We start from the raw sequence: 12,548 nt of genomic DNA on the forward strand, positions 1-12,548 counted from the left end.
AAGGCCCCATGCTCAAACAGCGCGTCATCACTGCCCTCGTCCTGCTGGCCATCCTGCTGCCAGCACTGTTCTACGGCTCGCCCCTGCCGTTCACCGTGGTGGTGCTGGTGCTCATGGCCGCCGGTGCCTGGGAGTGGGGTCGCCTGTGCGGCTTTGGCCAGGCCGGTTCGCTGGCCGTGGGCGCCACCTGCGTGGCACTGTGCCTGGGCTCGTGGGCGCTGGGCTGGCTCGCGCAGCCGCTGACCGTGCTGTGGGTCGTGGGCGGCGCCCTGTGGGTGCTGGGCACAGCCTGGCTGCTGCGCGCCGGCGTGCCCGGCTGGCCGCGGATTCCCGCCGCCGTGCGCTTGGTGGCCGGCGTGCTGGCCCTGTGGCTGGCCTGGCTCGCCGTGGTGCAGGCGCGCCACGTGGGCATCAATTTCCTGCTGTCGGTGCTGGTCCTCGTGTGGGTCGCCGACATCTTTGCCTATTTTGCGGGCCGCGCTTTCGGCCTGCGCTTCACCAAGGGCAAGCTGGCCCCGTCCATCAGCCCCGGCAAGAGCTGGGAGGGCGTGTGGGGCGGTTTGGCCGGCGTGCTGGTGCTCTCGTTCGCCTGGGTGGCGGCCGATGCCCACTGGCAGGCCGAGGTGCTCAGTTTCTACAGCAGCATGGCCCGCCAGGGCTGGTGGCTGCTGGTGGTGGCGGCGCTGTTCATGACGGCGATGAGCGTCAGTGGTGACCTGGTGGAATCGCTCATCAAGCGCAGCGCCGGCGTCAAGGACAGCAGCAACCTGCTGCCCGGCCACGGCGGTGTGCTCGACCGCGTGGATGCCCTGCTGCCCACCCTTCCCCTGGCGATGATGCTCACGAGCCTGACGACCCCTCTATGAAACAACGGCTTACCGTCCTCGGTTCCACCGGCTCCATCGGGACCAGCACCCTGGATGTGGTGGCGCGCCACCCTGAACGCTACGAGGTCTTTGCGCTGAGCGCGGCCACCCAGGTGGACCTGATGCTGGCGCAGTGCGCGCAGTTCACGCCCCGCTTCGCCGTGATGGCCAGCGCGCCCCACGCGCGCCAGCTCGAGGAAAAACTGCGCCAGAGCGGCCTGGCCACGCACGTGCTGCACGAGGCCGACGCGCTGGAAACCATCGCCTCCCACCCCGATGTGGATGCCGTGATGGCCGCCATCGTCGGTGCCGCGGGCCTGGCGCCCTGCCTGGCGGCGGCCCGCACGGGCAAGCGCCTGCTGCTGGCCAACAAGGAGGCGCTGGTGGTGGGCGGCGGCCTGTTCATGCAGACGGTGCGCGAGGGCGGGGCGACGCTGCTGCCCATCGACAGCGAGCACTCGGCCATCTTCCAGTGCCTGCCCGAGGACCCCACCACCTGGCCCGATCGGGTGGACAGCATCCTGCTGACCGCCTCGGGCGGGCCCTTCCGCCAGCGCGATCCGGCCACGCTGTCGCAGATCACGCCCGAGCAGGCCTGCGCGCACCCCAATTTCTCGATGGGCCGCAAGATCTCGGTCGATTCGGCCACGATGATGAACAAGGCGCTCGAGGTGATCGAGGCGCGCTGGCTGTTCGACCTGGCGCCCGACCAGATCAAGGTGGTGATCCACCCGCAGCAGATCATCCATTCGATGGTGCAGTTCAAGGACTCCTCCATCCTCGCGCAACTGGGCACGCCCGATATGCGCGTGCCGATTGCCGTGGGCCTGGCCTGGCCCGAGCGCATAGCCAGCGGCGCCAGCCGGCTCGATTTCTCGGCCCTGAGCGCGCTGGCCTTCGAGGACGCCGACGCCATTCGCTTCCCGGGCCTGCACCTGTCCTGGCAGGCGCTCAAGGCGGCCGAAGGCACGACGGCCGTGCTCAACGCCGCCAACGAGGTGGCGGTGGGGCAATTTTTGTCGGGCAGATTGCGTTTCGACCACATCCATGCGGTCAACCTTGCAACTTTGGATGCGGTTTCGCCCTCCAAGCCGGATTCCCTGGCAGCGCTGCTCGATCTGGACGCCCAGTCGCGCAGGGCGGCAGAGCAGGCCGCCGGCCTGCTGGCCGCCTGACCGGTCCATCCTTCCCACCCGATGGCCCCGGCTGCTGTCCCTGTTGACCCACGGAGCCTCCCATGCTGCTGACCCTTGTTGCCTTCATCGTTGCCCTGGGGCTCCTGATCGCCGTCCATGAGTACGGCCACTACCGCGTGGCCGTGGCCTGCGGCGTCAAGGTGCTGCGCTTTTCCGTGGGCTTCGGCAAGCCGCTGTTCACCTGGCGGCCCAAGGGCTCGCCCACCGAGTTCGTGCTCGGCGCCTTCCCGCTGGGCGGCTATGTGCGCATGCTCGACGAGCGCGAAGCGCCCGTGGCACCCGAAGAGCGCCACCTGGCCTTCAACACCCAGCCGCTGCGCTCGCGCGCTGCCATCGTGGTCGCCGGCCCGCTGGCCAACCTGCTGCTGGCGGTGCTGCTCTACTCCATCGTCAACTGGAACGGCGTCGAGGAGCCCAAGGCCGTGCTGGCCAGCCCCGTCGCGGGGTCGGTGGCCCATAGCGCCGGCCTGCGCGGCGGCGAACTGGTGCAGCGTGCGGCCCTGGGGGCGGACGAGCTCGAGCCCGTGCGCTCGTTCGAAGACCTGCGCTGGCTGCTGACCCGCGGCGCGCTGGAGGGTGAGTCCGTGCGCCTGGACGTGCAGCCGCAGACCGGTGCGCACCGCGAGATGGTGCTGGACATGTCCAAGATCGACGCCCGCGAGGCCGATGCCCAGCTGTTCCGCAAGATCGGCATCCTCGGCCCCTGGACGCGCCCGGTGCTGGGCGAGGTGATGGCCAAGGGCGCCGCGGAGCGCGCAGGCCTGCAGCAGGGCGACGTGGTGCTCAAGATCGGCGCCACCGAGGTGGTCGACGGCCAGCAGCTGCGTGAGCTGATCCGCCAGTCGATGCGGGGTACCGAGCCGCTGTCGCAGCCCTGGCTGGTCAACCGCGCCGGCAACTCGCTCACGCTGGAGGTGCTGCCCGACGCCCAGCCCGAACTCGGCGCCACGGTCGGCCGCATCGGTGCCTACGTGGGTGCAGCGCCCGAATTTGTAACCGTTGAATACGGCGTGATCGAGGGTTTCTGGACCGGCGTGGTCAAGACCTGGGATGTCTCGCTGCTGACCCTGAAGATGATGGGGCGCATGGTGATCGGCGAGGCCTCCCTCAAGAACCTCAGTGGCCCCTTGACGATTGCGGATTACGCCGGCCGTTCGGCGAGCCTGGGCCTCACGCAGTACCTGGTGTTCCTGGCGCTGATCAGCGTGAGCCTGGGGGTGCTGAACCTGCTGCCGCTGCCAGTTTTGGACGGTGGGCACCTGATGTATTATCTTTGGGAGGGCGTGACGGGCAAGCAAGTCTCGGACGCATGGCTGGAGCGGTTGCAGCGCGGTGGTGTCGCGGTGCTGCTCCTCATGATGTCCATTGCCCTGTTCAACGATATCACCCGGCTTTTTGGCTAACCATTTTTCCGCACCTGCCCGGCAGGTGCGGCTCCAGTTCCATTCATGAAAAATCCAATCAATCGCCTGGGCGTGCGTACCGCATCGGCCATTGCAGCCATGGTCTTTGTCGCCAACGCGGCGTGGGCACTGGAGCCTTTCAAGGTGCAGGACATCCGTGTGGAGGGCCTGCAGCGCGTGGAGCCCGGCACCATCTTCGCATCCATGCCCCTGCGCGTGGGCGATGACTACAACGACGAGAAGGGCGCTGCGGCCATCCGCGCGCTGTTCGGCCTGGGCCTGTTCAAGGACGTGCGCCTGGAAGCCTCGGGCAACGTGCTGGTGGTGGTGGTCGAAGAGCGCCCCACCATTGCCGACGTGGATTTCGCGGGCACCCGCGAGTTCGACAAGGATGCCCTCAAGAAGAGCATGCGCGAAGTCGGCCTGACCGAAGGCCGCCCCTACGACAAGGCGCTGACCGACCGCGCCGAGCAGGAGCTCAAGCGCCAGTACATCAACAAGAGCCTGTACGGCGCCGAGGTGGTGACCACGGTGACGCCGATCGAGCGCAACCGCGTGAACCTCACCTTCTCGGTGGTCGAGGGTGAACCCGCGCGCATCAACGAAGTGCGCATCGTCGGCAACAAGGCCTTCAGCGAGTCCACGCTCAAGGGCCTGTTCGACCAGGACACGGGCGGCTGGCTCAGCTGGTACACCAAGTCCGACCGCTATTCGCGCGCCAAGCTCAATGCCGACCTGGAAACCCTGCGCACCTACTACCTGCAGCGCGGCTACCTGGAGTTCCGCGTTGAGTCGACGCAGGTCGCGATCTCGCCGGACAAGCAGGGCATCTCGATCACCGTGAACGTGTTCGAAGGCGAACGCTTCGTGGTCTCGGGTGTCAAGCTCGAAGGCAACTACCTGGAGCGCGAGGACGAATTCAAGTCGCTGATCACCATCCGCCCCGGCGAGCCCTACAACGCCGACCAGGTGACGGAGACGACCAAGGCCTTCTCCGAGTACTTCGGCCGCTTCGGCTTTGCCTTTGCGCGCGTGGAGGCCGTGCCCGAGATCGACCGCGAGAACAACCGCGTGGCCCTGGTGCTGCAGGTCGAGCCCTCGCGCCGTGCCTACGTGCGCCGCATCAACGTGAGCGGCAACAACCGCACGCGCGATGAAGTGATCCGCCGCGAGTTCCGCCAGTACGAGGCCTCCTGGTACGACGGCGAGCGCATCCGCCTGTCGCGCGACCGCGTCGATCGCCTGGGCTTCTTCACCGAAGTCAATGTCGAGACGCAGGAGGTGCCGGGCTCGCCCGACCAGGTGGACCTGGTGATCAACGTGGCCGAAAAGCCCACGGGCTCGCTGCAGATGGGCGTGGGATTCTCCAGCGCCGAGAAGGTGGCCCTGTCCTTCGGCATCAAGCAGGAGAACTTCTTCGGCTCCGGCAACTACCTGGGTGTGGACGTCAACACCAGCAAGTACCGCCGCACGCTGGTGTTCAGCACCACCAACCCGTATTTCACGGACGAAGGCATCTCGCGCACGGTGGACCTGTACTACCGCACCGACAAGCCTTACGAGGACCAGGGCGGCAACTACCAGCTGGTGACCACCGGTGGCTCGATGCGCTTTGGCGTGCCGTTCAGCGAGACGGACACGGTGTTCTTCGGTGGCGGCCTGGAGCAGACCACCATCAAGCCCGGCACCAACATCCCCGCCACCTACCTGGCCTATGCCGACAACTTCGGCTACAAGAGCACCTCGATCCCGCTGACCATCGGCTGGTCGCGCGACGATCGCGACAGCGCGCTGGCCCCCAATTCGGGCCGCTACCAGCGCGTGAATTCCGAGTGGTCGGTGGCCGGCGATGCCCGCTATGTGCGCGCCAACTACCAGTACCAGCAGTACGTGCCGCTGAACAAGCGCTTCACGCTGGCCTTCAACGGCGAACTGGGCATCGGCAAGGGCATGAACGGCCGGCCGTTCCCCGTGTTCAAGAACTACTACTCGGGCGGCCTGGGCTCGGTGCGCGGCTTCGACCAGGGCACCCTGGGTCCGCGCGACGTGACGGGCTCCTCCCTGGGCGGTCCGAAGAAGGTCACCCTCAATGCCGAGCTGATCGCACCCTTCCCGGGCGCGGGCAACGACCGTACGCTGCGCGTCTTCACCTTCATGGATGTAGGCAATGTGTATGGCGAGCATGAAAAAGTAACCGCCAGCGACATGCGAGCCTCCGTGGGGCTGGGCCTGAGCTGGATTTCCCCGCTGGGCCCGCTGCGCTTGGCCTTTGCACAACCGGTACGCAAGTTTGCTGGCGATAGAATCCAGAAACTGCAATTCCAGATTGGAACGTCTTTCTAATGAACTCCCTTTCCCGCCATTTCGCCCTGGTCATGTTGCTTGGCAGCTTTGCCATGGCGGTTCCCGCGCAAGCGCAAGAGTCCTTCAAGGCCGGTTTCATCAACACCGACCGCATCTTGCGCGAGGCCACCTCAGCCAAGGCGGCATCGGCCAAGCTCGAGCAGGAATTCACGCGCCGCGAGAAGGATCTCGTGGACATGGGCAATGCCCTGAAGACTGCTTCCGAGAAATTCGAGCGTGAAGCCCCCACGCTGGCCGAGAGCCAGCGCGCCGTCCGCCAGCGCCAGCTGGTGGACCAGGACCGTGACTTCCAGCGCAAGCGCCGCGAAATCCAGGAAGACCTGAACGCCCGCCGCAACGAAGAGTACGCAGCCCTGCAAGAGCGCGCCAACCGGATCGTCAAGCAGGTCGCCGAGGCCGAGAAGTACGACGTGATCCTGCAGGAAGTCGCCTACATCAACCCCAAGCACGACATCACCGACAAGGTGATCAAGGCGCTCAATGCAGCGCCTGCCAAGTAAGCAGCCTTACCAGCGCTGGGCGGGTGGCGTGTGAGCTTGCGTCTCGGGCACATCGTCGATGCGCTGGGGGGCACGCTGGAAGGAGGGGCGGGTGATACCGTCATCTCCCGCATCGCGCCACTGGAGGTTGCGGGGCCGGGGGATCTCAGCTTCCTGAGCAACCCCCGCTACCAGCAGCAACTGGCCGCCTCCCGGGCGGCCTGTGTCATTGTGGCCCCGGCGATGCGCGAGGCTGCCGTGGCACGGGGCGCCTGCATCGTGGCGGACAACCCCTACGTCTACTTCGCCCGCGCCACCCAGCTGTGGCGCCAGCACACCGCGCCTGCGGGGCCGGGTGGGGTGCATGCCAGTGCCGTGGTCGATGCCTCGGCGCAGGTGCATCCCAGCGCCACCATCGGCCCCTTGTGCGTGGTCGAGCGCGGTGCGCACATCGGCGCCGGCACGGTGCTCAGGTCGCGCGTGACGGTGGGCGAGAACTGCCATGTCGGCGAGCGCTGCATCGTGCATTCCGGCGTGGTGATCGGTGCCGACGGGTTCGGTTTTGCGCCCGAGAAGGGCCAGTGGGTCAAGATCGAGCAACTGGGCGCCGTGCGCATCGGCAACGACGTGGAGATCGGGGCCAACACCTGTATCGACCGCGGTGCGCTGGACGATACCGTCATCGAGGACGGCGTGAAGCTCGACAACCTGATCCAGATCGGCCACAACGTGCGCATCGGCAAGCATGCGGCCATGGCCGGCTGCGTCGGCGTGGCGGGCAGTGCGACCATCGGCGCGCACTGCACGGTGGGCGGCGGCGCCATCGTGCTGGGCCACCTCACGCTGGCCGACAATGTGCATATCTCTGCGGCCACCGTGGTCACCCGCTCATTGACCCAGCCGGGCCAATACACCGGCATGTTCCCCATCGACGACAATGCGCGGTGGGAAAAAAACGCTGCAACACTCAAACAACTGCACAGCTTGCGAGAGCGCATCAAGGCGCTGGAGCAAGCTCTCAAGGCAGCATGAACGGAAGAACAACTCGATGATGGATATTCACGCGATTCTCAAGCAACTGCCGCACCGCTACCCGTTCCTGCTGGTGGACAAGGTGATCGAGTTGGAGAGCAACAAGCACATCAAGGCGATCAAGAACGTCACCTTCAACGAGCCGTACTTCATGGGGCACTTTCCGGGCCGCCCGGTGATGCCCGGCGTGCTGATCCTCGAAGCCCTGGCCCAGGCCGCCGGGCTGTTGGCGTTTGATGCCATGGGCAAGGTGCCCGACGAGAACAACATCTACTACTTCGTCGGCATCGACGGTGCGCGCTTCAAGCGCCCAGTGGAGCCGGGCGACCAGTTGGTGATGACCATCACCATCGACCGCGTGCGCGGCGGCATCTGGAAGTTCAAGGGCCTCGCCTGCGTGGGCGAGGAAGTGGCCTGCGAGGCCGAACTCATGTGCACCATGCGCCAGGTGGGCTGATCCGCTTGCGCCGGTGTCGAACGTGAGCAACATCCATCCCACCGCCGTCGTTGCCGACGGCGCCCGCCTGGACCCTTCGGTGCAGGTGGGGCCCTTTGCCGTGATCGGCCCGAACGTGGTGATCGGTGCCGGCACCACGGTGGGGGCGCACTGCGTCATCGAAGGGCACACCGCCATCGGCCAGGACAACCGCATCTTCCAGTTCGCCTCGCTGGGCGCCGCTCCGCAGGACAAGAAGTACGCCGGTGAAGCCACGCGCCTGGTGATCGGCGACCGCAACACCATCCGCGAGTTCTGCACCTTCAACACCGGCACGGTGCAGGACCGTGGCGAGACCACGGTGGGTGACGACAACTGGATCATGGCCTACGTGCACATCGCGCACGACTGCACCATCGGCCACCAGACCACCCTGGCCAACAACACCACGCTGGCCGGCCACGTGGAGGTGGGCGACTGGGCCACGGTGGGTGGCCTTACGGGCGTGCTGCAGCGCGTGCGCGTCGGCGCGCACACCATGGTCGGTTTCTCCAGCCACGTCAACAAGGACGTGCCGCCCTACATGGTGGTGGACGGCAGCCCGCTGGCCGTGCGTGGCGTGAACCTGGTGGGCCTGCGCCGGCGCGATTTCTCGGCCCAGCGCATCGCGGCCATCCGCGAGATGCACAAGCTGCTGTACCGCCAGGGCCTGACCCTGGACGAGGCGCGCAAGCTCATCCTGGCCCTGCCCGGGGAAATGCCCGAAGCCGCCACCGACGTGGCACTGATGGACGCTTTCCTCGAGGCTTCGGCCGCGGGCATTGCCCGCTGATCCCGGTCCGAGGGATTTCCGAATGACGGACAAGGCGCCCCGCGTGGCGATGGTCGCAGGCGAAGCCTCGGGTGACCTGCTGGCCGGCCTGCTGCTCGATGGCGTGCAGGCCCGCTGGCCGGCCACCACGGCGCACGGCATCGGCGGGCCGCAGATGGCCAGGCGCGGCTTCACGGCCTGGTGGCCCAGCGACAAACTGGCCGTGCACGGCTACAGCATGGAGGTGCTCCGCCGCCTGCGCGAACTGCTCGGCATTCGCAAGCAACTGCGCACGCGCCTGCTGGCCGACCGGCCCGACGTCTTCATCGGTGTGGACGCGCCCGACTTCAACCTGGGGCTCGAAGCCGACCTGCGCGCCGCCGGCATTCCCACGGTGCATTTCGTCTGCCCTTCCATCTGGGCCTGGCGTGCCGACCGTGTGGAGAAGATCCGCAAGAGCGCCGGCCATGTGCTGTGCATCTTCCCCTTCGAGCCCGAGCTGCTGGCGCGCCACGGCATTGCCGCCACCTACGTCGGCCATCCGCTGGCCAGCGTGATCCCCGAGGTGCCGGACCGCAGCGCCGCGCGTGCGCGCCTGGGCCTGGCCGATGCCGACGAGGTGCTGGCCATCCTGCCGGGCAGCCGTTCGGCCGAGGTGCAGTACATCGCGCCCGCGTTCTTCGCTGCGGCGGCGCTGCTGCGCAAGGCGCGCCCCAACCTGCGCATGGTGGTGCCAGCCGTGCCCGCGCTGCAGGCGCGCATCGAAGAGGCTGCGCGCGCGCAGGGCGTGGCCGACATGCTGCAGATCGTCACCGGCCAGTCGCACACGGTGCTGGCGGCCTGCGACGTGACGCTGATCGCCAGCGGCACGGCCACGCTGGAGGCGGCGCTGTTCAAGCGCCCCATGGTCATCGGCTACCACATGCACCCCTTGAGCTGGTGGCTCATGAAGCGCAAGCAGCTGCAGCCCTGGGTCGGGCTGCCCAACATCCTGTGCGGCGAATTCGTCGTACCCGAACTGATCCAGGATGCGGCCACGCCGCAGGCGCTGTGCGACGCCACGCTGCAATGGTTGGATGCAAAATCGCAGCATCCCGCTACCATCACGGTTTTGGAACAGCGTTTTTCCGCGCTGCATGCGAGCCTGCGGCGCGACACCTCCCAACTGGCTGCCGATGCGATCGAGAAAATCCTTGCCACCGCTGCTGTCTGAACAGGTGAGCCTGGACTGGCACCCGCCCGGCCTGGTGGCCGGCGTGGACGAGGCCGGCCGCGGCCCGCTGGCCGGGCCCGTGGTGGCCGCCGCCGTCATCCTCGACGACATGCGCCCCATTGCCGGGCTCGACGATTCCAAGAAGCTCACGGCGCTGCGCCGCGAGGCCCTGTTCGATGAGATCCGCGCCAAGGCCCTGTGCTTTGCCATCGCCGAGGCCAGCGTCGAGGAGATCGACCAACTGAACATCCTGCAGGCCACGCTGCTGGCCATGCGCCGCGCCGTGATGGGCCTGCGCTTGAAGCCCGTGCGCGTGCTGGTGGACGGCAACCAGCTGCCCCGGCTCGACGTGCCGTCCGAGGCCATCGTCAAGGGCGACGCGCTGGTGAAATCCATCTCCGCCGCGTCCATCCTCGCCAAGGTCCACCGCGACCGCTGGTGCAACGAGGTGGATGCGCATTTCCCGCACTACGGCTTCTCGGCCCACAAGGGCTATGGCACCCTGGTACACATGGAAGCCCTGCGCACCCATGGCGCCTGCATCCACCACCGGCGCTCGTTCGCGCCCGTGGCTCAGGTGCTGGTGTCGCCCCTTGCCTCCGAGCGCATCAGCGCCTGAGGCCTCTGGCCGCTCCTTTCCGTCCGCGGCAGTTTCGTCCTTCCATGACATCATCTTCCATCACAGCCATCCATTCGCGCGACAACGCCTGGGTCAAGGACCTGCGCCGCCTGGCGCAGGGCAACGGTGCCTACCGCAAGCAGGGCCGTGTCTGGCTCGAGGGCGACCACCTGTGCCGCGCGGCGCTGGAGCGCGGCGTGGCGCCGGCCGTGGCGGTGTTCGCCGAATCGCTGTGGCCCACGGCCCAGCCCGAATGGGGCAAGGCCGCACCCAAGGTGGTGCTGCTGGCCGACGCGCTGTTTGCCGACATCAGCGGCCTGGAGTCGCCCGCGAAGATGGGTTTCCTCCTCGACCTGCCCGAAGGCAAGGCCCCCCGGGCCGGTGTGGCAGCTGTGGTGCTCGACCGTGTGCAGGACGCGGGCAACGTGGGCTCCATCCTGCGCAGTGCCTCGGCCTTCGGTTTTCGGCAGGTGCTGGCGCTCAAGGGCAGCGCCGCGCTGTGGTCGCCCAAGGTGCTGCGCGCCGGCATGGGCGCGCATTTCGCGCTCGACCTGATCGAAGGCCTGGCACCCGAAGACCTGGCGGGCCTGCAACTGCCCATGCTCGTCACCAGCTCGCACCAGGGCGACTACCTGCACCGCGCCGAGCTGCCCTGGCCCTGCGCCTGGGTCATGGGGCACGAAGGGCAGGGCGTGGGCGCGGTGCTGCAGGAGCGTGCAAGCCACCACATCCGCATTGCCCAGCCCGGCGGGGAGGAGTCGCTCAACGTGGGCGCGGCCGCCGCCATCTGCCTGCACGCGAGTGCGGCGCAACGCGCCCTGTCGGCAGGGCGCTGATCCACCTCCCCGTACGGGTTTGGATTCGGGCGTATAGCTAGGCGGGAAGCCGCAGACAGTGCCGTAGCACGGCAAGGCGAACCAACGACGCTAGGCGCCCGAAGGCAAAGCCGTACTATTGGTTGCGCAGGAACTGCTGGACGAAGTCGCCCTGGTTGGGCGCATCCTGGTGCGTGGTGAACACCAGTTTCTGGCCCTCCACGCGCAGCTTCATCTCGGGGCCGAACTGGCACTGGACCTGGCCCAGCGTGGCGGCCTTGGCCTTGAAGCCGGCATTGCTCCCGCACATGCTGCCGATCTGCGAGGCGACTTCGCCGCAGAAGCTCTGGATGCTGAGCTTCTTGAGCTTGTCGTCGTCGATGGTCTTCCAGTCCACCGCCGTCTTCACCGGGCTGCCGCAGGCGCTGCTGGCCGAGGTATCGGTGTTGGCCAGCTCCGCCTGGGCAGAGGCCAGGTGCTTGTCGCGGTCGAAGCGGGCGAGCTTTTCCTGCACGCCGTCCTTTTGCTGGCGCGCATAGGCGGTCTTGAGTTCGGCAATGTTCAGGGCCTTGCTCTTCTTCTCGTCGAAGGCCAGGTCCACCGCACCCTGGCGGCCCGGCAGGTAGGTGACATAGCGCTCGCCGCCGCCATAGCGGTTGGCCTGCTTTTGAACCAGGCCCCAGTCGCGGCCATCGATCGTGGTCACATAGGCCTCGCTGCCGCTGCCGCGCTGCTCCTGCTTGCCCAGGAGGACTACCTTGTCGATGGGGTTGTTGACGCCGCTCACGCGCACCAGCGCGGCCTTGCCGTCGGTGGTCGGTGCCAGCACCACCTCCAGGCCCTGCGGGCCGGTGAAGACCTGTGGGTAGGCCGCCAGGTCCTGGGCGACGGCCAGGGTGGAAAACAGTGCGCACGCCAATGCGATTGAAGTCTTGGTCATCCCGTCTCTCTCGGTGTGTCAAACGATACGGGAAAGTCTAGCGGAGGGCCCCCGTCGGGCCTGCCTGCCGCGCCGGGAAGTTGTGTCGTTTCGTGAAAAGCTTCTCGGATCCCGCACCGGCGCGGTGGTCGCACCATCGCCACCGGGCGGCGCAAGGACATGCAGCAGTTGTCGCTGCTTGTTACAATGAAATTTGCTATGCAAGTGATAGCGCGGTGCGCAGCCTGCGCGACCATGCAGCAGCGAGCCAGCGGCCGGAAAGTGGCGGCAAATGCAGGGCAAAATGCCGGGTTAATCCTGCAAGATGGGCCTCTCAGGCTACAATTGGAGGCTTTCCCGCAAACACGTCGCCCGGCCGCACCCAAAGCAAACTT

At 67.2% G+C, this 12,548-nt stretch carries 12 protein-coding genes; 11 read left to right on the top strand and 1 reads right to left on the bottom strand.

Annotation, left to right across the window (positions count from 1 at the left end; genetic code table 11):
* Positions 1-8 precede the first annotated feature (8 nt).
* From PMI14_RS07630 to PMI14_RS07680, 11 genes are all read left to right on the top strand, one after another.
* Positions 9-866, top strand: a complete 858-nt coding sequence (locus PMI14_RS07630; protein WP_007852294.1) for a phosphatidate cytidylyltransferase — start codon at positions 9-11, stop codon at positions 864-866.
* The gene (gene ispC / locus PMI14_RS07635; protein WP_007852295.1) at positions 863-2,041 is read left to right on the top strand and encodes a 1-deoxy-D-xylulose-5-phosphate reductoisomerase; all 1,179 of its coding nucleotides are present in this window, start codon (positions 863-865) and stop codon (positions 2,039-2,041) included. Before PMI14_RS07630 ends, ispC begins: the two co-directional genes overlap by 4 nt.
* A 62-nt stretch (positions 2,042-2,103) precedes the next feature.
* Positions 2,104-3,465 carry an RIP metalloprotease RseP gene (gene rseP / locus PMI14_RS07640; RefSeq protein WP_007852296.1) on the top strand — a complete coding sequence of 454 codons (1,362 nt, stop codon included), beginning with the start codon at positions 2,104-2,106 and terminating at the stop codon, positions 3,463-3,465.
* Between the two features lie 45 nt (positions 3,466-3,510).
* Positions 3,511-5,808: an outer membrane protein assembly factor BamA gene (gene bamA / locus PMI14_RS07645; protein ID WP_007852297.1), complete on the top strand. Its 2,298-nt coding sequence runs from the start codon at positions 3,511-3,513 to the stop codon at positions 5,806-5,808.
* Positions 5,808-6,329 carry an OmpH family outer membrane protein gene (locus tag PMI14_RS07650; protein WP_007852299.1) on the top strand — a complete coding sequence of 174 codons (522 nt, stop codon included), beginning with the start codon at positions 5,808-5,810 and terminating at the stop codon, positions 6,327-6,329. The genes bamA and PMI14_RS07650 overlap by 1 nt, the downstream gene beginning before the upstream one ends.
* Positions 6,330-6,359: 30 nt before the next feature.
* On the top strand, positions 6,360-7,340 hold the full coding sequence (gene lpxD / locus PMI14_RS07655; protein ID WP_007852302.1) for a UDP-3-O-(3-hydroxymyristoyl)glucosamine N-acyltransferase: 981 nt from the start codon (positions 6,360-6,362) through the stop codon (positions 7,338-7,340).
* A 16-nt stretch (positions 7,341-7,356) separates the two neighbouring features.
* Positions 7,357-7,797: a 3-hydroxyacyl-ACP dehydratase FabZ gene (fabZ, locus tag PMI14_RS07660; protein ID WP_007852304.1), complete on the top strand. Its 441-nt coding sequence runs from the start codon at positions 7,357-7,359 to the stop codon at positions 7,795-7,797.
* A gap of 13 nt (positions 7,798-7,810) precedes the next feature.
* The gene (gene lpxA / locus PMI14_RS07665; protein ID WP_007852307.1) at positions 7,811-8,608 is read left to right on the top strand and encodes an acyl-ACP--UDP-N-acetylglucosamine O-acyltransferase; all 798 of its coding nucleotides are present in this window, start codon (positions 7,811-7,813) and stop codon (positions 8,606-8,608) included.
* Positions 8,609-8,630: 22 nt separating this feature from the next.
* Positions 8,631-9,800 (top strand): lipid-A-disaccharide synthase, encoded by a 1,170-nt coding sequence (gene lpxB / locus PMI14_RS07670; RefSeq protein WP_007852309.1) that lies wholly within the window; start codon positions 8,631-8,633, stop codon positions 9,798-9,800.
* Positions 9,763-10,419 (top strand): ribonuclease HII, encoded by a 657-nt coding sequence (gene rnhB, locus PMI14_RS07675; RefSeq protein WP_035202791.1) that lies wholly within the window; start codon positions 9,763-9,765, stop codon positions 10,417-10,419. The genes lpxB and rnhB overlap by 38 nt, the downstream gene beginning before the upstream one ends.
* A gap of 44 nt (positions 10,420-10,463) precedes the next feature.
* Positions 10,464-11,255, top strand: coding sequence for an RNA methyltransferase (locus tag PMI14_RS07680; protein WP_007852312.1), 792 nt, complete (start codon positions 10,464-10,466; stop codon positions 11,253-11,255).
* 115 nt (positions 11,256-11,370) lie between these two features.
* Here PMI14_RS07680 and PMI14_RS07685 read toward each other — a convergent pair whose 3' ends face one another.
* Positions 11,371-12,174 carry a hypothetical protein gene (locus tag PMI14_RS07685; RefSeq protein ID WP_007852314.1) on the bottom strand — a complete coding sequence of 268 codons (804 nt, stop codon included), beginning with the start codon at positions 12,172-12,174 and terminating at the stop codon, positions 11,371-11,373.
* Positions 12,175-12,548: the final 374 nt, after the last annotated feature.

Origin of the sequence: Acidovorax sp. CF316 (genome assembly GCF_000276605.1) — a bacterium.
Taxonomy (GTDB): domain Bacteria; phylum Pseudomonadota; class Gammaproteobacteria; order Burkholderiales; family Burkholderiaceae_C; genus Acidovorax.

Bases quoted from the DNA above. Each gene is read 5' to 3' on its own strand.
- PMI14_RS07630 (WP_007852294.1), top strand. From the start codon at position 9: ATGCTCAAACAGCGCGTCATCACTGCCCTCGTCCTGCTGGCCATCCTG.
- ispC (WP_007852295.1), top strand. From the start codon at position 863: ATGAAACAACGGCTTACCGTCCTCGGTTCCACCGGCTCCATCGGGACC.
- rseP (WP_007852296.1), top strand. From the start codon at position 2,104: ATGCTGCTGACCCTTGTTGCCTTCATCGTTGCCCTGGGGCTCCTGATC.
- bamA (WP_007852297.1), top strand. From the start codon at position 3,511: ATGAAAAATCCAATCAATCGCCTGGGCGTGCGTACCGCATCGGCCATT.
- PMI14_RS07650 (WP_007852299.1), top strand. From the start codon at position 5,808: ATGAACTCCCTTTCCCGCCATTTCGCCCTGGTCATGTTGCTTGGCAGC.
- fabZ (WP_007852304.1), top strand. From the start codon at position 7,357: ATGATGGATATTCACGCGATTCTCAAGCAACTGCCGCACCGCTACCCG.
- lpxB (WP_007852309.1), top strand. From the start codon at position 8,631: ATGACGGACAAGGCGCCCCGCGTGGCGATGGTCGCAGGCGAAGCCTCG.
- rnhB (WP_035202791.1), top strand. From the start codon at position 9,763: ATGCGATCGAGAAAATCCTTGCCACCGCTGCTGTCTGAACAGGTGAGC.
- PMI14_RS07680 (WP_007852312.1), top strand. From the start codon at position 10,464: ATGACATCATCTTCCATCACAGCCATCCATTCGCGCGACAACGCCTGG.
- PMI14_RS07685 (WP_007852314.1), bottom strand. From the start codon at position 12,174: ATGACCAAGACTTCAATCGCATTGGCGTGCGCACTGTTTTCCACCCTG.